Source organism: Streptomyces sp. NPDC000151 (assembly GCF_040301705.1).
Classification (GTDB): domain Bacteria; phylum Actinomycetota; class Actinomycetes; order Streptomycetales; family Streptomycetaceae; genus Streptomyces.
Window position 1 is genome coordinate 73,777 of record NZ_JBEPFC010000012.1, and the last position, 17,132, is coordinate 90,908.

General features: G+C 73.3%; 19 protein-coding genes. 10 read left to right on the forward strand and 9 right to left on the reverse strand.

Annotated elements, in window-relative coordinates; translation table 11 throughout:
• Positions 1 to 174: 174 nt before the first annotated feature.
• Complete coding sequence (locus ABT381_RS06480) at positions 175 to 1,371, forward strand: FAD-dependent monooxygenase (RefSeq protein WP_351588614.1); 1,197 nt, start codon at positions 175 to 177, stop codon at positions 1,369 to 1,371.
• A gap of 69 nt (positions 1,372 to 1,440) precedes the next feature.
• Here ABT381_RS06480 and ABT381_RS06485 read toward each other — a convergent pair whose 3' ends face one another.
• Both ABT381_RS06485 and ABT381_RS06490 read right to left on the reverse strand, forming a co-directional pair.
• Positions 1,441 to 2,385 carry an NADP-dependent oxidoreductase gene (locus ABT381_RS06485; RefSeq protein ID WP_351588616.1) on the reverse strand — a complete coding sequence of 315 codons (945 nt, stop codon included), beginning with the start codon at positions 2,383 to 2,385 and terminating at the stop codon, positions 1,441 to 1,443.
• Positions 2,386 to 2,428: 43 nt separating this feature from the next.
• Positions 2,429 to 2,953, reverse strand: a complete 525-nt coding sequence (locus ABT381_RS06490; RefSeq protein WP_351588618.1) for a DUF2165 domain-containing protein — start codon at positions 2,951 to 2,953, stop codon at positions 2,429 to 2,431.
• Between the two features lie 133 nt (positions 2,954 to 3,086).
• On the opposite strand from ABT381_RS06490, the gene ABT381_RS06495 reads away from it, so the two are divergent.
• From ABT381_RS06495 to ABT381_RS06505, 3 genes are all read left to right on the forward strand, one after another.
• The gene (locus tag ABT381_RS06495; RefSeq protein ID WP_351588620.1) at positions 3,087 to 4,136 is read left to right on the forward strand and encodes a phosphatidylinositol-specific phospholipase C domain-containing protein; all 1,050 of its coding nucleotides are present in this window, start codon (positions 3,087 to 3,089) and stop codon (positions 4,134 to 4,136) included.
• A gap of 123 nt (positions 4,137 to 4,259) precedes the next feature.
• Positions 4,260 to 4,802: a DoxX family protein gene (locus tag ABT381_RS06500; protein WP_467754432.1), complete on the forward strand. Its 543-nt coding sequence runs from the start codon at positions 4,260 to 4,262 to the stop codon at positions 4,800 to 4,802.
• Between the two features lie 64 nt (positions 4,803 to 4,866).
• Entirely contained in the window at positions 4,867 to 5,370 is a 504-nt protein-coding gene (locus tag ABT381_RS06505; RefSeq protein ID WP_351588622.1) for a VOC family protein, read from the forward strand.
• A gap of 26 nt (positions 5,371 to 5,396) precedes the next feature.
• Here ABT381_RS06505 and ABT381_RS06510 read toward each other — a convergent pair whose 3' ends face one another.
• Positions 5,397 to 6,149, reverse strand: a complete 753-nt coding sequence (locus ABT381_RS06510) for a bestrophin-like domain (protein WP_351588624.1) — start codon at positions 6,147 to 6,149, stop codon at positions 5,397 to 5,399.
• 109 nt (positions 6,150 to 6,258) lie between these two features.
• On the opposite strand from ABT381_RS06510, the gene ABT381_RS06515 reads away from it, so the two are divergent.
• Positions 6,259 to 6,633 (forward strand): hypothetical protein, encoded by a 375-nt coding sequence (locus tag ABT381_RS06515; protein ID WP_351588626.1) that lies wholly within the window; start codon positions 6,259 to 6,261, stop codon positions 6,631 to 6,633.
• Between the two features lie 188 nt (positions 6,634 to 6,821).
• Positions 6,822 to 8,099, forward strand: a complete 1,278-nt coding sequence (locus ABT381_RS06520; RefSeq protein ID WP_351588628.1) for a cytochrome P450 — start codon at positions 6,822 to 6,824, stop codon at positions 8,097 to 8,099.
• Between the two features lie 6 nt (positions 8,100 to 8,105).
• On the opposite strand, the gene egtD is transcribed toward ABT381_RS06520, so the two are convergent.
• The 5 genes from egtD to ABT381_RS06545 form a co-directional block, all read right to left on the reverse strand.
• Positions 8,106 to 9,068, reverse strand: coding sequence for an L-histidine N(alpha)-methyltransferase (gene egtD, locus ABT381_RS06525; protein ID WP_351588630.1), 963 nt, complete (start codon positions 9,066 to 9,068; stop codon positions 8,106 to 8,108).
• The gene (gene egtC / locus ABT381_RS06530; protein WP_351588632.1) at positions 9,065 to 9,826 is read right to left on the reverse strand and encodes an ergothioneine biosynthesis protein EgtC; all 762 of its coding nucleotides are present in this window, start codon (positions 9,824 to 9,826) and stop codon (positions 9,065 to 9,067) included. Before egtC ends, egtD begins: the two co-directional genes overlap by 4 nt.
• A 31-nt stretch (positions 9,827 to 9,857) precedes the next feature.
• Complete coding sequence (egtB, locus tag ABT381_RS06535; RefSeq protein ID WP_351588634.1) at positions 9,858 to 11,174, reverse strand: ergothioneine biosynthesis protein EgtB; 1,317 nt, start codon at positions 11,172 to 11,174, stop codon at positions 9,858 to 9,860.
• A complete protein-coding gene (egtA, locus tag ABT381_RS06540; protein WP_351588636.1) occupies positions 11,171 to 12,535 on the reverse strand; it encodes an ergothioneine biosynthesis glutamate--cysteine ligase EgtA in 1,365 nt (454 codons plus the stop codon). The genes egtB and egtA overlap by 4 nt, the downstream gene beginning before the upstream one ends.
• Positions 12,536 to 12,703: 168 nt before the next feature.
• Positions 12,704 to 13,915, reverse strand: coding sequence for a pyridoxal phosphate-dependent aminotransferase (locus ABT381_RS06545; protein WP_351588650.1), 1,212 nt, complete (start codon positions 13,913 to 13,915; stop codon positions 12,704 to 12,706).
• 106 nt (positions 13,916 to 14,021) lie between these two features.
• Between ABT381_RS06545 and ABT381_RS06550 the strand changes: the two genes are divergently transcribed.
• Positions 14,022 to 14,708, forward strand: a complete 687-nt coding sequence (locus tag ABT381_RS06550) for a winged helix-turn-helix transcriptional regulator (RefSeq protein ID WP_351588652.1) — start codon at positions 14,022 to 14,024, stop codon at positions 14,706 to 14,708.
• Between the two features lie 3 nt (positions 14,709 to 14,711).
• Entirely contained in the window at positions 14,712 to 15,194 is a 483-nt protein-coding gene (locus ABT381_RS06555; RefSeq protein ID WP_351588638.1) for a phosphatase domain-containing protein, read from the forward strand.
• Between the two features lie 13 nt (positions 15,195 to 15,207).
• Here ABT381_RS06555 and ABT381_RS06560 read toward each other — a convergent pair whose 3' ends face one another.
• Positions 15,208 to 15,801, reverse strand: coding sequence for a helix-turn-helix domain-containing protein (locus tag ABT381_RS06560; protein ID WP_351588640.1), 594 nt, complete (start codon positions 15,799 to 15,801; stop codon positions 15,208 to 15,210).
• A gap of 102 nt (positions 15,802 to 15,903) precedes the next feature.
• On the opposite strand from ABT381_RS06560, the gene ABT381_RS06565 reads away from it, so the two are divergent.
• Both ABT381_RS06565 and ABT381_RS06570 read left to right on the forward strand, forming a co-directional pair.
• Entirely contained in the window at positions 15,904 to 16,539 is a 636-nt protein-coding gene (locus ABT381_RS06565; RefSeq protein WP_351588642.1) for an SAM-dependent methyltransferase, read from the forward strand.
• Positions 16,540 to 16,641: 102 nt separating this feature from the next.
• The coding region (locus ABT381_RS06570; protein WP_351588644.1) for an alcohol dehydrogenase catalytic domain-containing protein at positions 16,642 to 17,132 on the forward strand (491 nt) is incomplete at its 3' end.

The window sequence follows — 17,132 nt, forward strand, 5'->3', positions numbered from 1 at the left end:
CAAGTACGGTCGCGCCTACGACATGCCGGTTCCCGCTCTGGCCCCGGCGCGCCCGGCACGCCAAGGTGGACCCGTGCGACGGATGCGGCTCCCCAGGCACAGCCCTGCGGGAGCCGCACCCGCCGGGGCGTACGACAGACGCCCTTGAGACCGGCCGTCCGACCTTGGAGCGTCATGACCAACGCCCTGATCATCGGCGGTGGCATCGCGGGAGCGGTGACCGCGATGGCCCTGCAGAAAGCCGGCATCGAATCGGAGGTCTACGAGGCGTACACGAGCGGCGCCGACGACGTCGGGGCCTTCCTCGTCGTCTTCGAGAACGGGCTGTCGGCGCTGCGCGTCATCGACGCCGAGCGGCCCGTCATCGAGAACTCCTTCCCCGCCGGTCGGGTGGAGTTCCTCAGCAACACCGGGAAGCGGCTGGGCGAGCGCCCGATGGCCGGGACGGGGGACCAGGACGCCGAGGGCGGCGCGCCGGACGGTCCCGGGCCCCGCACGCTGCGCCGGGCCACGCTCTACCGGGTCCTGCACGACGAGGCGACCCGCCGCGGCATCGCCGTCCAGCACGGGAAGCGGCTGGTGGCCGCCGAGACCGTGGAGAACCGCCGGATCGTCGCCACCTTCTCCGACGGCACCCGCGCCGAGGGCGACCTGCTGATCGGCGCCGACGGCATCCACTCCGTCACCCGCAAGCTCATCGACCCGGCCGCCGCCCGGCCCCGGTACACCGGCCAGAACACCGTCTGCGGCTACACCCGTGACGCGAAGAACCCGCCCGAACACGGCACGTACAGCATGATCTTCGGCAAGAAGGCGTTCTTCGGGTGCACCCGCGCCCCGGACGGCGAGACCTGGTGGTTCGCCAACGCGCCAGGGCCCGAGCTCTCCCGCGACGATCTGGCCGCCTCCACGGCCGACCAGTGGCGGCACCGGCTCGCCGCGCTCTTCGAGGAGGACAACACCCCGGCCGCCGACATCATCCGGTCCACCGGCGAGACCATCGTCGGCTCCAACTCCTATGACATCGCCGCCACTCCGCGCTGGTACACCGACACCATGGTGATCATCGGGGACGCCGCGCACGCCGCGGCGCCGAACGCCGCACAGGGCGCCTCCATGGCCATCGAGGACGCCATCGTGCTGGCCAAGTCGCTGCGCGACCAGTCCGACAACCGCCGCGCTTTTCGCGCGTACGAGGAGCTCCGCCGGGAGCGCGTGGAGAAGGTCGTCGCGGCCAGCGCCAACATGGCCCGCCGCACGGCCGTGGGCACCGTACGCCGCGTCGTACGCGACACCGTCCTCCCGCACCGCGTCGCCCGCACCGAGGCCGGCGCCGCCAACTGGCTGACGTCGTACCGGATCGAGTGGTGAGCGGTCCGCGCCGGACGACGTACCGGGCCCCGCTCGCACGGCACGGCGAGCGGGGACCCTGACGCCATGTCAGCTCAAGTCGAGCACCGGGCGCCCCCGCACGCCGCCGGCCTCCAGCAGGCGGTGCGCCGCTGCCGCCCGGTCGGCGGGGAAGACCTCCGCGACCCGCAGCGTGAGGATCCCCTCCTCGGCCTGGCGGCGCAGCCGGTCCAGGCGCTCGGTGTCCGTGGCGAAGTCCGACACCAGCACCGGCCGTACGTCGATGCCCCGCTCCGCGCCGCCCGACCAGCCGCGGAACACCGCGAGCCGGCCACCGTCGGCGAGCGCGCCGAAGAGCTTCTCGCCCTGCAGCGAACCGTCCACGAGTCCGGGGACACCGTCCGGCACCAGCTCCCGGATGCGCTCGGCCACCTCGTCGCCGCGCGGGACGACATGGTCGGCGCCCAGCTCGCGCACCAGCTTCTCGTCGGCCGGCGCGGCATCCGCGATCACCCGCAGCCCGTCGGCCTTCGCCAGCTGGATCGCGTACCCGCCGAGGGCGCCTGCCGCGCCGATGACGGCGACCGTGTCGCCGGGCGCGAGTCCCAGCTCGTCGAGGGCGAGGCGCGCGGTCAGGGCGTTCATCAGCAACGTGCTCGCCGCCGCGAAGTCCGCACCTTCCGGCGCGGGCACCACCGACGCGGCAGGCACGACGAGCAGGTCGGCGTACGCACCGCCGTGCGGTCCGGTGGGCACGACCAGCGCGACCACCCGCTGACCGACGGCGAGCCGGTCGCCGGTCTCGGGGCCGACCTGGTCGACCACGCCGGCCGCGTCCATGCCCGGTACGTAGGGCGGCTGGCGGTCGCTGAGCCGCTGTGCGTGTGCGCCGGACCGCAGCAGCGTGTCCGTGGGGTTCACCGCCGCCGCGTGCACGCGGATGCGCACCTCGCCGGGCCCGGCCTGCGGTTCCGGTACGTCCAGGACCCGAAGCGCTTCGGGTCCGCCGAATTCTTCCACTCCGATTACTCGCATACCGGGGGCAACCGGGGCCTGCCTGCGGCTATTCCAGGGCCGCTCAGGCCGCACCCGTACCGGCGCCCTTGCGGCCGCCGCCCGGCGAGGTGGACTGGACGAACAGCAGGGCGAGGCCCGCGAGCAGGACGTTGCGGGTGGCGGCGTCCAGGCCGTTCCAGTCCTTGGACTGCCACATCGCGAACCACTCGCCGCCGATCGCGAGGAAGCCGGCGCCGAAGAGCAGCAGGACCATCAGCAGGCCGAGGGTGGCGACCCGGCCGGCCCGGCCCCGCCGCAGCGCCCACAGCACGGTGGCCACGACGAGTACGGCAGCGGCGGCGGCCTCCCAGGCGATGATCGCGATGTACGCGGCGTCCTGGAGCGGGCGCGAGGTGATGGCCCGCCACATCAGGTCGGGGTCCTTGAAGGTGGTGTCCATGGCCAGGACGTGTTGGACGAACGCGCGGTTGGTGTCGAAGTCGGTGATGTTGCCGAAGGCGACGAGCGCCATGTACAGCGCGACCGTGCCCGTGAGGACCGCGGCGGCGAGGTTGGACGCCGCCCCTGCTCGTCTGCCGCCGGCCATGTCAGCCTCCACCCGGAGTGTCTGTTGTTGTCGTGTCCAGGACGACATCGTAGAGCCACCGGGACGGCCTGTCCGCCCCTCAAGTCCCGTACGCTGCCCGCTGATCGACTGACCAACGAGAAAGCAGGGGCACATGGGCGGACATCGGCGTGCGGGGGCGATGGTGGCGGGTGTGGCGGGAGCGGCGCTGGTGGTGGGGGCGGTGGCCTGGCCGGCCGCCGCCGGGGCCACGGCCGGGGCGGGCGCGACGTACGACACGACCACGGCGGTGGGCGTGCACAACGCGTACGAGAAGGCGAAGTACCCCTACTTCGCCGACGCGCTGGACTCCGGCGCAGGCCTGCTGGAGCTGGACGTGTGGACCAACGGGCTGGGGAAGTCCTGGCGGGTCTCGCACGGCAATCCGCTCGGCAACGACAACAACTGCGAGAACGCCGCCACCCCCGCCGAGCTGCGCACCAAGCCCCGCAACCAGGACCTCGGCGGGTGCCTGGCCGACCTGCGGGCCTGGCACGAGGCGCACCCCGGCCACCGGCCCGTGCTGCTGAAGATGGAGCTGAAGGACGGCTTCAACGACAAGGGGGGCCGCGGCCCGGACGAGTTCGACGCGCTGGTGCGCGGCAAGCTGGGGGACGCGGTCTTCGGGCCCGGCGACCTGATCGGGGACCACGCGACGCTGGACGAGGCGGTACGCGCCGACGGCTGGCCGGAGCGGTCGGCGCTCGCCGGCAAGTTCCTGATCGAGCTGATACCCGGCACGGTCGAGGAGGGCAATCCGGCCGACAGCCTCTGGACCGACCGCGAGTACGCCACCCACCTGCGCACCCTCGCGGGCCAGGGCAAGCTGGGCACCGCCACCGCCTTCCCCGCCGTGCACGGCGCCGAGTCCGGTGACCCCCGCTCCCGCTACACCGACCCCGCGCTGCGCCCCTGGTTCGTGGTCTTCGACGGCGATGCCACCGCGTACACGGGCGGCATCGACACCGGCTGGTACGACACCCGGCACTACCTCCTGATCATGACCGACGCGCACAACGTCGCCCCCGCCATCGACGGCACCAGGCCGACCGAGCTGCAGGCCAGGGAGCGGGTGGCGCTGCTGGCCAAGGCGCACGCCAGCGTGCTCACCGCCGACTGGTACCCGCTGCCGCAGGTGCTGGGAGAGGTGGTGCCGCGCGGCTGAAACGGGCCGGTACCGGGCCGGGGGATGTTGTACAGGTTTCAAGCACTGTGTATGGTCGGAGCGTGGCTTGAACTTTCAAGTACATGGCTTTCGAGCACCCCCGATCCGACTGGGAGAGCACGTATGACGTCCCCCGCCATGACCGTCGTCCGTTCCGACGTGTCCGGCCCGCCGGCGCCCCGGCCCGCCCACGACCTGGGCCTGCTGCTCCTGCGGCTCGCCGTCGGCCTCACCATGGCGGCGCACGGCTCGCAGAAGCTCTTCGGCTGGTTCGGCGGGCCGGGGCTGGAGGGCACCGGCCAGTTCTTCACCATGAGCGGCTACCCCTCCGGCAAGGCGATGGCCGTGGTCGCCGGGCTCACCGAGACCCTCGGCGGCCTCGGCCTCGCGCTCGGCCTGCTCACCCCGCTCGCCGGCGCGGCAGTCCTCGGCACGATGGTGAACGCGCTGGCCGTGAAGTGGGGCGGCGGCTTCTTCGCGCCCAAGGGCGTCGAGTACGAGCTGCTGCTCACCGTGGCCGCCGCCGCGCTCACCCTCACCGGGCCCGGCCGCTGGGCCGCCGACCGCCTGCTGCCCGGCCTGCGCCGCGAGCGCGCGGCCTACGGCATCGCCGCCGTCGCCCTCGGCGTGGTCGTGGCCTTCGTCGTCCTGCTGCTGCGCAAGTGAGTGAGCGGCGGGCCCCGGGGCCCGCCGCGCGAGACTGGTAACCAGACCGACAAGGGAGGCAGTCATGCCCGTACGCCGTCTGAACCACGCGGTGCTCTACGTCCGCGAGCTGGACCGTTCCGTCGCCTTCTACACGGACGTCCTCGGCTTCAGTGTGGAGACCGAGATCCCCGCGCGGGCCGCCTTCCTGCGTGCCGAGGACACTCAGAACGACCATGACCTCGGCCTGTTCGCCGTCGGTGGCCAGGCGCCGGGGCCCGAGCACGGCCGGGTGGGCCTGTACCACCTGGCCTGGGAGGTCGGCACGCTCGGCGAGCTCGCCGACACGGCCGCCCGGCTGCGGGCCGCCGACGCGCTCGTCGGCGCCAGCGACCACCTCGTCTCCAAGTCCCTGTACGCCAAGGACCCGGACGGCAACGAGTTCGAGGTGATGTGGCGGGTGCCGCGCGAGGACTGGCCGGGCCCGGAGGAGGGCGGCGGCCGGGTCCTCCCGCTCGACCTGGACGCGGCGCTCCGCCGCTGGGGCCCCGACCTGGTGACCGGGGCGGCGGCGGGCTCGGCCACGTGAACGGCGCGGTGCGGCCGGTCCCCGGCCTAGGGAAGTAGATCCTTCAACGGCTGTACCGCGTCGACACTGCGCAGCCATGGATCGTCGAAATCCCACACCAGGAAGAGCAGGAAGGCGATCAGGGCGGTGAAGACCCCCGCCATCAGCAGTTCCCGTCCTGAACGCCGGATCTGCAGCGTGAAGATCAGGCTGACCGTGACCGCCGCGCCCGCGAGGAGACCGAACCACACCACCGGCGGCATCGTCGGCCCGGCGCTCTGCCCACGGGCGGCCCGCGCGCCGTCCGCCACCGCGACCTGGTCGACCAGCGGCTGGTAGGACTGGTTCTCGAAGTCGCTGCGCGGGTGGTAGTCGGTCACGTCGGCGCGCACCTTCTGGAGCAGCGCGGTCCCGGTGGGCGTCAGCTCGCCCTCCTGGGTCATCACCGGCCACTCCTTGTGCACCACGTGCGAGACATAGGCGTTCACGTCGGTGCGGATACGGTCGCGTACCGGCTCCGGATACGCCCGGGCCCGCGCACTCACCTCGTGCAGCGCCTGCGCCTCCGTGCGGACCGTGTCCTCCGCCGCGCTCCGCGACTCCCACACGCCCGCGATGGCCAGCCCCAGCACGATCGCGTAGACCACCCCGATCATCATCGTCATGTACTCGATGACGTCGGGCGTCTCGGACGGGTCGTCCTCCTCCTCGTTGATCCGCCGCTGGTTCAGGACGGTGACGAGCAGCACGACGCCGCAGGCCGCGGCGATCGCGAGGCCGAGCACCAGCCATTCCGACATGGAGACCTCCAAGAGGACGTACGAAACGAGGAGCAGGGGTCAGGAACGGCGGCCGCCGGACCCGGAGGAGCTGGGACGCAGCACGGCGGCGGCCAGCACGGCCGGGGCCATGATCAGCAGCATCGTCGTGACCAGCGAGCGGCCGGCCCGCGCCTTCTGGCCGGTGACCGCGTACGACCGGGGCGTCAGGGACGGCGTCGGCTTCGGCGCCTCGGAGGTCGGTGGCGGTGTGGAGGGCGGCTTCGGCCGCGGCGCGGGCGGCGGTGCCGGCGCGGGCGGTGGCGGTGCCGGCCGGGGTGGCGGCGCCGTCGTGGCCGGCGGTGCCGGTGCGGGCGGCGTGGGCCGCGGCGGTGGTGGTGGCTTCGGGGGCGGCGGCTTCGGCGCGGGCGGCCGGGGTGTCGGCGACGTACAGGGCCAGTGCCAGCCGTCCGGCAGCCCGGGCACCCCGGTCGGAGCCGTCACCGGCGGCTTCGTCCCGGCATAGGAACAGTTGTCGCCGTGCGCGGCCGCCGACGGCGCCCAGCCCACCCCTGCCACGAACGCGGCGGCCGCCAGGGCCAGTCCCGCGCGATGCGATCGGTACACGGCGAGAGGCTGCGCAGCCCCGCGCGCCATCAAGCGTCCCGTACGGGTGATTCCCCTGATAGTGCGGATTACCGTACGGTCGGGTGCGTGACGGCTGCCGAGGTGTTCACGCCCCAGACCTACGCCACCGGCGTCCCCTACGCGCTCTTCCGCGAACTGCGTCTGACCAGCCCGGTCGGCTGGATCGAGGAGCCCGCGGTGGGCGGCTGGCCGGCCGGCCCCGGCTACTGGGCGGTGCTGCGGCACGCGGACGTGAAGCATGTCCTGCGTACCCCGGAGGTGTTCTCCTCGTACGCGGGTGCGACCCAGATCCGGGATCCCGACAGTGCGCGGGACCTCGCGTTCGTCCGGGCAATGATGCTGAACCAGGACCCGCCGGACCACTCCCGTATCCGCAAGGTCGTCGCCGCGGCCTTCACTCCGCGCGCCGTACGGGAGTTGGAGGCCGTCATCGACGCGCGCGCCGCCGAGCTCGTGGGGCAGGTCGCCGAGGCGGACTCAGCGGACTTCGTCGAGGTCGCGGCCGACCTGCCGGTGTGGACGCTGGCGCACGTCATGGGCGTGCCGGACGAGGACCGGCGGCTGCTCTTCGACTGGTCGAGCCGCGTCATCGGCTACCAGGACAGCGAGTACGCGGAGTTGAGCACGGCAGACCCCGCGACGCTGAGCCCCATGGGGCGGGCCGCGCTGGACCGCCGTCCGCGTACCCTGATCCGCCCCGACGGCCGCCCGGTGAACCCGCGCTCCCGTGAAGCGCTCGCCGACATGTTCGCGTACGCCCACGCGCTCGCCGAACAGCCGCGGCCCGGCACGGTGATGGCCCACATGAGGGAGGGCGGCCTGACCCGCGAGGAGTTCGAGAACATGTTCTTCCTCTTCGCGGTGGCCGGGAACGAAACGCTGCGCAACGGCATTCCGGGCGGGCTGTACACGCTGCTGTGCCATCGGGAGCAGTTCGAACGGCTCCGGAGAGAGCGTGAGTTGATCCCCGCGGCCGTCGAGGAGATGCTGCGCTACTGGCCGCCGGTGATGGACTTCCGGCGGACCGCAGTACGCGACGTGGAGCTGGGCGGTCGGCGCATCCGGGCGGGCGAGAAGGTCGTGGTGTACCACGCCTCCGCCAACCGCGACGGGGCCGTCTTCGCCGACCCCGACCGCTTCGACATCACGCGCAGCCCGAACGACCACGTCAGCTTCGGCTTCGGTCCGCACTTCTGCCTCGGCTCGCACCTCGCCCGGGTACAGATGCGGGCCGTGCTGCGGCACGTGCTGGACCGGCTGCCCGGCCTCGAACTCGCCGGGGAGCCGGTCCGGCTGGTCTCCAACTTCCAGAACGGGCTCAAGCACCTGCCCGTACGGGCCTGAGAAGCGTTACCGCCGTACGGCCAGTGACAGCGCGAAGCGGGCCGCCCCGTCCGTCCACCAGTCGCGCAAGTCCAGCCCGGCGGCGTCCAGTTCGGCGCGCACGCCCTCCTTGCGGAACTTCGCGGAGACCTCCGTGCGCACCTCCTCGCCTTCCGCGAAGTGCACCGCGAGGTCCAGCGCCGGGATCTTCACGGTCTGGTCCTTCAAGGACCGCAGCCGCATCTCGATCCACTCCCGCTCGGCGTCCCACACTGCGCGGTGCGCGAACTGCGCCGGGTCGAAGTCGGCGGCCAGCTCGCGGTTGATGACGGTGAGCACGTTCTTGTTGAACTCCGCCGTGACGCCCTGGCTGTCGTCGTACGCGGCCAGCAGCGTCCCCTCGTCCTTGACCAGGTCCGTGCCGAGCAGCAGCGCGTCGCCGGGCTCCAGCAGGTCGCGCACGGACTGCAGGAAGCCGGTCCGCTCGGCGGGGAGCAGATTGCCGATGGTGCCGCCGAGGAAGGCCAGCAGCCGCGGCCCGGGCGCGTCGGGCAGCTCCAGGCCGCCCTGGAAGTCGGCCACCAGCGCGTGCACGGTGAGGCCGGGGTGCTCGGCGAGCAGCGCCTCGCCCGCCGCGGCCAGCGCGCTCTCACTGACGTCGACGGGCACGTAGGTGTGCAGCCGGGTGAGCGCGTCCAGCAGGTGCCGGGTCTTCTCCGAGGAGCCGGAGCCCAGCTCGATCAGGGTGCGGGCCCCGGTGGCGGTGGCGATCTGCCCGGCGCGGGCCAGCAGGATCTCCCGCTCGGCGCGGGTCGGGTAGTACTCGGGCAGTGCGGTGATGTCCTCGAAGAGGTCGCTGCCCCGGGCGTCGTAGAACCACTTCGGCGGCAGGGTCTTGGGACTGCTGGTCAGGCCCTGGGCGACGTCGGTACGAAGGGCGGCGGTGGTGGTATCGGGGGGCAGCGTACGAGTGATGGCGAGGGGACTCACGCGACGGGCTCCTTGAGCGGGGTGAGCAGGACATCGGTACGGGTGGCGGCCAGCAGGGTGCGGTCGGGGACCTCGGTCCAGTCGTCCCCGTCGTCGGAGGGTTCGGAGGCGACCAGCATGCCGGGCGCGGGGCCCGGCAAGGGGCGGTGGAAGAGCGTGTCGCCCCAGGTGGTGGCGGTGATCGTGACGCCGTCGGTGAGCAGCAGGTTCAGCCGGGAGCCGGGGGCCGCGGCGGCCACCTCGGTCACCGTCTCGGACAGCGCCTCGGAGGCGTCGGCGCCCTGCTCCAGGCGGTGCTTCACCAGCGCCCAGAGGAACGCGGCGTCGCAGCGCGCCTCCAGGCCGAGCAGCGCCTCGGAGGGCAGCCCGGCGGCCGGCGCGCCGAGCGAGCCGGGCCAGCCGCTGACCGCGCCGTTGTGGCTGAAGAGCCACCGGCCGCCGGCGAACGGCGCCGCCGCGGCCTCGCCGTCCGGGCAGGCGAGGGTGGCGTCGCGTACGGCGGCCAGCACGGCGTCGCTGCGGACGACCCGGGCGAGGTCGGGCAGGCAGGCGTCCGCCCAGATGGGCCCTGCGCGGCGGTAGCGGGCCGGCACGGGGTCGCCGGGCGCGTACCAGCCGACGCCGAAGCCGTCCGCGTTGACCGTGCCGTACTTCTGGCGGCGGGGCGCCCAGGACTGCCGGTAGAGGCTGTGCTCGGGCGCGGTGAGGAGGTCGCCGAGCGGGACGTCGGGGCCGAGGTAGGCGAGGTGACGGCACATCAGGCGCGCCTCCCTCTGCGGTCCCGGGCCCTCACGCGTCCTCCGGGCCCGCGTCGCGGGCGGTGCGGAAGCCGGCGAAGATCTGCCGGCGGACCGGCAGGTCCCAATTGCGGAACGTGCCGCGGCAGGCCACCGGGGCCACCGCGAACGACCCGCCGCGCAGCACCTTGTACGCGCCGCCGAAGAACACCTCGGAGTACTCGCGGTAGGGGAACGCCTGGAAGCCCGGGTACGGCAGGAAGTCCCCGGAGGTCCACTCCCACACGTCCCCGATGAGCTGCCGGACGCCCAGCGGCGACTGGCCCTCGGGGTAGCTGCCCACGGGGGCCGGGCGCAGATGGCGCTGGCCCAGGTTGGCGTGCTCGGGGCCGGGGTCCTCGTCGCCCCAGGGGTAGCGGTGGCTGTACCCGGTACGCGGGTCCCAGCGGGCGGCCTTCTCCCACTCGGCCTCCGAGGGCAGCCGGCGCCCGGCCCAGCGCGCGTACGCGTCCGCCTCGTACCAGCTCACATGCAGAACCGGTTCTTCAGGAGCGACCGGCTCGGTGACGCCGAAGCTGCGGCGGACCCAACCGCTGCCCTCCCGCCGCCAGAACAGCGGCGCTTCGAGGTTGTTCTCGCACACCATCCGCCAGCCCTCGGGTGCCCACCAGCGCGACTCCCGGTAGCCGCCGTCCTCGATGAACCACTGATACGCGGCGTTGCTCACCGGCATCGTGTCGATCCGGAAGGCGGGCAGCAGCCGGTGGTGCGCGGGGCGTTCGTTGTCCAGCGCCCACGGCTCGCGGGAGGTGCCCATCGTGAAGTGGCCGCCCGGCACCAGCACCTCGGGGCCCACCACGCCCTCGGCGGTGTCCGGCGGCGGGGGAGCGGTGAGCGCGGCCGGGCCGCGCCGCAGCTGGTGGGTGATGAGCATCGTCTCGTCGTGCTGCTGCTCGTGCTGCGCGACCATGCCGAACGCGAACGCCTGCTCCAACAGCCGGTCGCCGTGCAGCGGGGTCTTCTCCAGGACGTCCAGCACCCGGCCGCGTACTTCGTCGACATAGTTGTGCGCCTCGGCGGGGGCCAACAGCGGCAGCGAGGGCCGCTCGGCCCGGGGGTGCTCGAACGCGTCGTAGACCGAGTCGATCTCCGGGCGCAGCGCCTCCAGCCCGCCGACCGCCCGCATCAGCCACTGCTCCTCCTGGTTGCCTATGTGGGCGAGGTCCCACACCAGGGGCGACATCAGGGGCGAGTGCTGGGCGGTCAGGTCGGGCTCGTCGACGCACGTGGTCAGCGCCTGCGTACGGGCGCGGGCGGCGAGCAGCGCCGACGCCGCGCGGTCCCGGAGCTTTTCGGGATCGTGGATCACTGGCTGTCCTTCCCTGGGATGCGCTCGACGGTGCGGGCGTACTCCGCGGCGAGCGCCGCTTCCTGGGCGTCGGCGGCGCGCCGGGCCGCCGGGCTCTCCGTGGGCGCGGGGGCGTACTCGGGCGCCGCGTACGCCGCGTCCAGGAGGTCGTCGGCCGGGCAGCGGCCCTGCGCCACATAGCGCTCGATGAACTCCTCGACGGCGGCGAGCACGTCGGGCCCTGCGCCGAGCCGGGGCAGCGCCTCACGGGCCGCCGCGAAGCAGGCCGTCGCGGCGGCGGCCAGCTCCGGGTCGGTCAGCCCGTGCCGGGCGGCGCGCCGCCACAGCGGGTTGCGCGGCGCGGGGCGGTCGCCCGCGGTCTCGGCGAGCGGCTTGACGGCGCGGTACGCGGTCTCCGCGGCCTCGGGGTCGTCGAACAGGGCCGCGGTCACGGCGAGCGGCACGATCCAGCCGTCGCCCGGCTGCGCGTCGATCATGCGCAGTTCGAGGTGGCCGCGCGGCCGGACCGGCGGGAAGAGCGTGGTGACGTGGTACGCGAAGTCCTCCATCGTGGGCGCCCGTGGCGCTTTCGTGCGGACCCAGTCACGGAAGGACAGGCCCTCGGGCGCGTCCCACGGCCCGTCCGTCGCCCGCAGGCACATCACGGGCGCGTCCAGCGCGTATGCCGTCCACGCCGCGCGGGGATCCGGGCCGTCAGCGGGGGCGAGGGTGCGGGCCGGGTCGAGCTGGGTCCAGATGGCCTGGCGCGTGGAGCGGTAGCCCGTCGGGCACCCCTCGCTGGTGGGGGAGTTGGCGAAGGCCGCGCAGAGCACGGCACCGAGGAGGTGGGCCAGGCGCCAGCGCCGGCCGTGCCCGAGCGGCCCCGGCTCCTCGTGCCCGGCGTCCAGGCAGACCTGTACGGAGGCGGTGCCGCACATCATGGAGCGCCCGGCCGGCCCCCAGCGGTCGAAGTACGCCTCCATCGCGTCGTAGCGGGGCTCGTCGAGGATGCGGTGCGGTGGGTGCCAGGGGTTGTGGCCGTGGCCCGCCAGGCTCAGGTCCATGGCACGCAGCGCGGTGCGCACCAGCGCCAGGTCCGCCGAGACGGCCGTGATGCAGTCGGTGAGGGAGGCGGCGGGGAGCGAGCTGAGCTCCAGCTGCCCGCCCGGCTCGAAGGTCAGGAGGGACCGCAGGGGGAGCGCGCGCAGGGCGGTCATCGCGCTGCGGACGCGTTCGCGCGGCAGGGGACATCGGGGGTTGCGCGCGTCGTGGACGAGATACTCGATCTCGACCCCGAGGCGCTGCGGGGGCCCGGTCTTGAAGCAGATGCCGTGCAGATGGGCTGCCAGCTCCGCTTCCGAGACCGCGCGCTGTACGGACATGGACTTCCACTCCCTCCATGGCCGGCCGGGCGGCCGGACGCAGGCTCCCACCTAAGCGGGTGCGAGCGGCGCACTCAAGGGCGCATCAGCGCCCGGCAGAGCACGTGCCGCGCACGGCCCGCGGGGCGTCGCGCCGGAGCACGACGGCGCGCCCGCACGGGGAGTCTCTCACTGCCGATACCCCGCCAGGAAGCGTCCGATGCGGCTGATGGCGGCGTCGAGGTCGTCGGCGTACGGGAGTGTCAGGATACGGAAGTGATCAGGGCGCGGCCAGTTGAAGCCGGTGCCCTGCACCACCTGGATCTTCTCCCGCAGCAGCAGGTCGAGCACGAACTTCTCGTCGTCGTGGATCTTGTGCACGGCCGGGTCCAGGCGCGGGAAGGCGTAGATCGCGCCCTTGGGCTTCACGCACGACACGCCCGGGATCTCGTTCAGGCGTTCCCACGCCCGGTCGCGCTGCTCGCGCAGCCGGCCGCCGGGGAGCACCAGGTCATTGATCGACTGCCGGCCGCCGAGCGCCGCCTGGATGGCGTACTGCGCCGGGGCGTTCGGGCACAGCCGCATCGAGGCCAGCGTGCCGAGCCCCTCCAGGTAGTCGGCGGCGTGCTGCGTGGGTCCGGAGACCACCAGCCAGCCGGACCGGAAGCCGGCCACGCGGTACGCCTTGGAGAGCCCGCTGAAGGTGAGGCAGACCAGGTCGGGGGCGAGCACCGCGGCGTTGTGGTGCACCTCGCCGTCGTACAGGATGCGGTCGTAGATCTCGTCGGCGAAGACCATCAGGCCGTGCCGCCGGGCCAGGTCGAGCATGCCTTCCAGCAGCTCGCGCGGGTAGACGGCACCGGTCGGGTTGTTGGGGTTGATGATGACCATCGCCCGCGTCCGGTCGGTGATCTTCGCGGCCATGTCGTCCAGGTCCGGCAGCCAGTCGGCGGACTCGTCGCACAGGTAGTGCACCGCCTTGCCGCCCGCGAGCGTCGTCACCGCGGTCCACAGCGGGAAGTCCGGGGCGGGGATCAGTACCTCGTCGCCGTCGTCCAGCAGCGCCTGGACCGCCATCGAGACCAGCTCCGAGACGCCGTTCCCCAGGTAGACGTCGTCCACGCCGACCTCGGTGAGGCCGAGCGACTGGTAGTGCTGGGCGACGGCCCGGCGCGCCGAGAGGATGCCGCGGGACTCCGTGTAGCCGTGCGCCCGCGACAGGTTGCGCACCACGTCCTGCAGGATCTCCTCGGGCGCCTCGAAGCCGAAGAGCGCGGGATTACCGGTGTTCAGCCGCAGCACGCTGTGCCCGGCCTCCTCCAGCGCGTCGGCGTGCTCGATCACCGGCCCGCGGATCTCGTAACAGACGTCGGCCATCTTGCTCGACTGCTTGAACTCCATGCGGCGGCCTCCCGGTCCCTCGCTCGCCGCGGCGCGGCGCATCGATGGTTCTCCTTGGTTTTACCAAGTGCGGACTTGGAAAGTCCAACCTCTTGTCTATGCTGGGATCATGCCGCGCCGAAGTTATGACCAGTACTGCGCCGTCGCCCGCGCCCTGGACGCCGTGGGCGACCGCTGGACCCTGCTGATCGTCCGGGAGCTGCTGGCCGGGGCCCGGCGCTACACGGACCTGCACGCCGACCTGCCGGGCGTCAGCACGGACATGCTCGCCGGGCGCTTGAAGGACATGGAGCGCGACGGCCTGGCCGTCCGCCGCAGACTCGACCCGCCCGCCGCGGCGTTCGTCTACGAACTCACCCCGCGCGGCCGCGCTCTGCTCCCCGTCCTCACCGCGCTGGCCGACTGGGGCGCGGCGGACCTCGGCGCGCCGCGGCCGACCGACGCGGTCCGGGCCCACTGGTTCGCCGTACCGCTCATGCCCCGGCTCGCCCGGCACTTCGCCGCGCAACGGCCGCAGGGCGCCCCTGTACGGGTCGTGGAAGTCCGGCTGGACGAGGGGACGTTCCACGTCACGCTGGGCGCGGAGACGGGCGCACAGGCGGATCACGGCTACACGGACGGGCCGGCCCCGGCACCCGACGTCGTACTGGAGCTGGACGCGGCGGCCTGCGCCGAGGTGATCTACGATCGGCTCTCACTCGCCCACGGCATCGACACCGGCCGCATCCGGGTGACGGCCGGCGGCGAACCGGCCGGCGTCACGGCGGCGACCGCACGCACAGCGACGGGATGACACATGGGAACGGCACCCCTGGCGGTCTTCGACCTCGACAACACCCTTGCGGGCACGGCGCACCGGCAGCACTTCCTGGAGCAGCGGCCGCGCGACTGGGACGGGTTCTTCGCCGCGGCCCCCGAAGACCCGCCGCTCCCCGAAGGCATCGCGCTGGCCCTGGAGAGCGCCGCGGAGTGCGAGATCGTGTACCTGACCGGGCGGCCCGAGCGGTGCCGCGCCGACACCCTGGAGTGGCTGACGCGACATGGCCTCCCCGAGGGCCGCGTCTGGATGCGTCCCTCCGGTGACCGCCGCCCGGCCCGCCACACCAAGCTGGAACTGCTGCGCAAGCTGGCGCGCGGCCGTGAGGTCCGCGTGGTCGTGGACGACGACGAACTGGTCTGCGACGCGGTCGAAGCGGCCGGCTTCCCCGTCGTACGGGCCGGCTGGGCCGCCCGCTCGGCCGCCCTGAAGGACGCCCAGGAGCGCGAGGGCCGCACCTGAAGGAGCGCGCCGCTCAGGAGTGGCCCGTGGGCCGCGCCCGTACGTGCACCCGCTCGCCCTGGGGGCCGAACAGGCAGAGGTACTCCACCGGTTCGGGGCCCGCGCTGGCGAAGCCGTGCGGGGTGCGCGTGTCGAACTCGGCGGCCTCGCCCGCGCCGAGCACGAGGTCGTGCTCGGCCAGCGCCAGCCGCAGCCGGCCGGAGAGCACGTAGAGCCATTCGTAGCCCTCGTGGCTCCGCTGCTCGGGCCGCGGGGCGTCGGACCGGCCCGCGGGCAGGATCAGCTTGTAGGCGTGCAGGCCTCCGAGGTGGCGGGTGAGCGGCACGAAGGTGTGGCCGTTCTTGACGATCGGGCGCGGGTGGATGCGGGGATCGCCGGTGGGCGGCGCGCCGACCAGCTCGTCCAGCGGGACGCCGTGCGCCTTGGCCAGCGGCAGCAGCAGCTCCAGGGTGGGCCTGCGCTGCCCGGACTCCAGGCGGGAGAGCGTGCTGACGGAGATGCCGGTGGTCTCGCTCAGCGCGGTCAGGGTGGTGCCGCGGTCCCGGCGCAGCGCGCGGAGCCGGGGGCCGACGGCGGTGAGCACGTCGGCGAGGTCGTCGTCTGCCATGGCTCTATTTGCCGTTTCGGCAAGAAACTTTGTCAAGTCGTCGGCGCGGTCCGAACATCGGCAGGGAAGCAGCGAGAACCCGCAACGAAGGAGCGTGTGCCGATGACCGATACGCAGATCTCGGACGAGGAGTTCTGGAACGCCCGGTACGCCGAGAGCGACCGGATCTGGAGCGGCGAGCCCAATACGGCACTGGTCCGGGAGGTCGCGGGCCTGACCCCGGGGCGGGCCCTGGACCTGGGCTGCGGGGAAGGCGGCGACGCGATCTGGCTGGCCCGGCAGGGCTGGCGGGTCACCGCCGTCGACGTCTCCCGTGTGGCGCTGGACCGGGCCGCCGGGCACGCGGCGGCCGAAGGCGTCGCGGACCGCATCGACTGGCAGCGCCACACCCTGGGCGAGACCTTCCCCGAAGGCACCTTCGACCTGGTCTCGGCGCACTTCCTGCACACCTTCGGCGCCCTGCCGCGGGAGGAAGTGCTGCGGACCGCCGCCGGTGCGGTGGCGCCGGGCGGGGTGCTCCTCGTGGTCAGCCACTCCGGACCGCCCCCGTGGGAGCCCGACGCGCACCCCGAAGTCCACCTCCCCGCGGCCCAAGAGGTGCTGGCCGACCTGCGGCTGGCGGAGGGGGAGTGGGAGGTGCTCGTCTGCGAGGAGCACGAGCGCACCCAGACCGCCCCGGACGGACAGCAGGTCGTCCGGATCGACAACACCGTGAAGGTGCGGCGCACGGCGGGCTGACCACCGTTCCCGATTGCCCCTCCGATACCTGTTCCCTCACGCATACCGACCGCTTAGTATGCCGATGGCACCGAGGCCACCGACGTCGTGAGGGGAAGCTCAGTGAAGGCATGGCGGGTACACGCGAACGGCGAGCCACGCGAGGTGATGCGGCTGGACGAGGTCCCGGACCCACAGCCGGGCCCCGGACAGCTGCTCCTCCGGGTGAAGGCCGCGAACGTCAACTTCCCCGACGCGCTGCTCTGCCGCGGCCAGTACCAGGTACGCCCGCCGCTGCCGTTCACGCCGGGCGTGGAGATCTGCGGCGAGGTGATCGCCGCCGGTGACGGCGCCGACGTCGCCGTCGGCACCCGCGTACTGGCGCAGCCGCCGCTGCCGGACGGCGGGTTCGCCGAACTGGCCGTGGTGGACGCCAAGTCCGTCCTCCCGGCGCCGGACGCGCTGGACGACGCCGAGGCCGCAGCCCTGCACATCGGTTACCAGACCGGCTGGTTCGCGCTGCACCGCCGCGCGCACCTCCAGGCCGGCGAGACGTTGCTGGTGCACGCGGCGGCGGGCGGCGTCGGCAGCGCCGCCGTCCAGCTCGGCCGGGC

What these genes read in the sequence shown, in the direction of transcription:
- ABT381_RS06485 (WP_351588616.1), bottom strand. Translation starts at nt 2,385, where the DNA reads ATGCGAGTAATCGGAGTGGAAGAATTCGGCGGACCCGAAGCGCTTCGG.
- ABT381_RS06515 (WP_351588626.1), top strand. Translation starts at nt 6,259, where the DNA reads ATGATCAGCAGCATCGTCGTGACCAGCGAGCGGCCGGCCCGCGCCTTC.
- ABT381_RS06565 (WP_351588642.1), top strand. Translation starts at nt 15,904, where the DNA reads ATGACCGATACGCAGATCTCGGACGAGGAGTTCTGGAACGCCCGGTAC.
- ABT381_RS06510 (WP_351588624.1), bottom strand. Translation starts at nt 6,149, where the DNA reads ATGTCGGAATGGCTGGTGCTCGGCCTCGCGATCGCCGCGGCCTGCGGC.
- ABT381_RS06500 (WP_467754432.1), top strand. Translation starts at nt 4,260, where the DNA reads ATGACGTCCCCCGCCATGACCGTCGTCCGTTCCGACGTGTCCGGCCCG.
- egtA (WP_351588636.1), bottom strand. Translation starts at nt 12,535, where the DNA reads ATGTCCGTACAGCGCGCGGTCTCGGAAGCGGAGCTGGCAGCCCATCTG.
- ABT381_RS06555 (WP_351588638.1), top strand. Translation starts at nt 14,712, where the DNA reads ATGGGAACGGCACCCCTGGCGGTCTTCGACCTCGACAACACCCTTGCG.
- ABT381_RS06495 (WP_351588620.1), top strand. Translation starts at nt 3,087, where the DNA reads ATGGGCGGACATCGGCGTGCGGGGGCGATGGTGGCGGGTGTGGCGGGA.
- ABT381_RS06480 (WP_351588614.1), top strand. Translation starts at nt 175, where the DNA reads ATGACCAACGCCCTGATCATCGGCGGTGGCATCGCGGGAGCGGTGACC.
- ABT381_RS06505 (WP_351588622.1), top strand. Translation starts at nt 4,867, where the DNA reads ATGCCCGTACGCCGTCTGAACCACGCGGTGCTCTACGTCCGCGAGCTG.
- ABT381_RS06490 (WP_351588618.1), bottom strand. Translation starts at nt 2,953, where the DNA reads ATGGCCGGCGGCAGACGAGCAGGGGCGGCGTCCAACCTCGCCGCCGCG.
- ABT381_RS06560 (WP_351588640.1), bottom strand. Translation starts at nt 15,801, where the DNA reads ATGGCAGACGACGACCTCGCCGACGTGCTCACCGCCGTCGGCCCCCGG.
- ABT381_RS06545 (WP_351588650.1), bottom strand. Translation starts at nt 13,915, where the DNA reads ATGGAGTTCAAGCAGTCGAGCAAGATGGCCGACGTCTGTTACGAGATC.
- egtC (WP_351588632.1), bottom strand. Translation starts at nt 9,826, where the DNA reads ATGTGCCGTCACCTCGCCTACCTCGGCCCCGACGTCCCGCTCGGCGAC.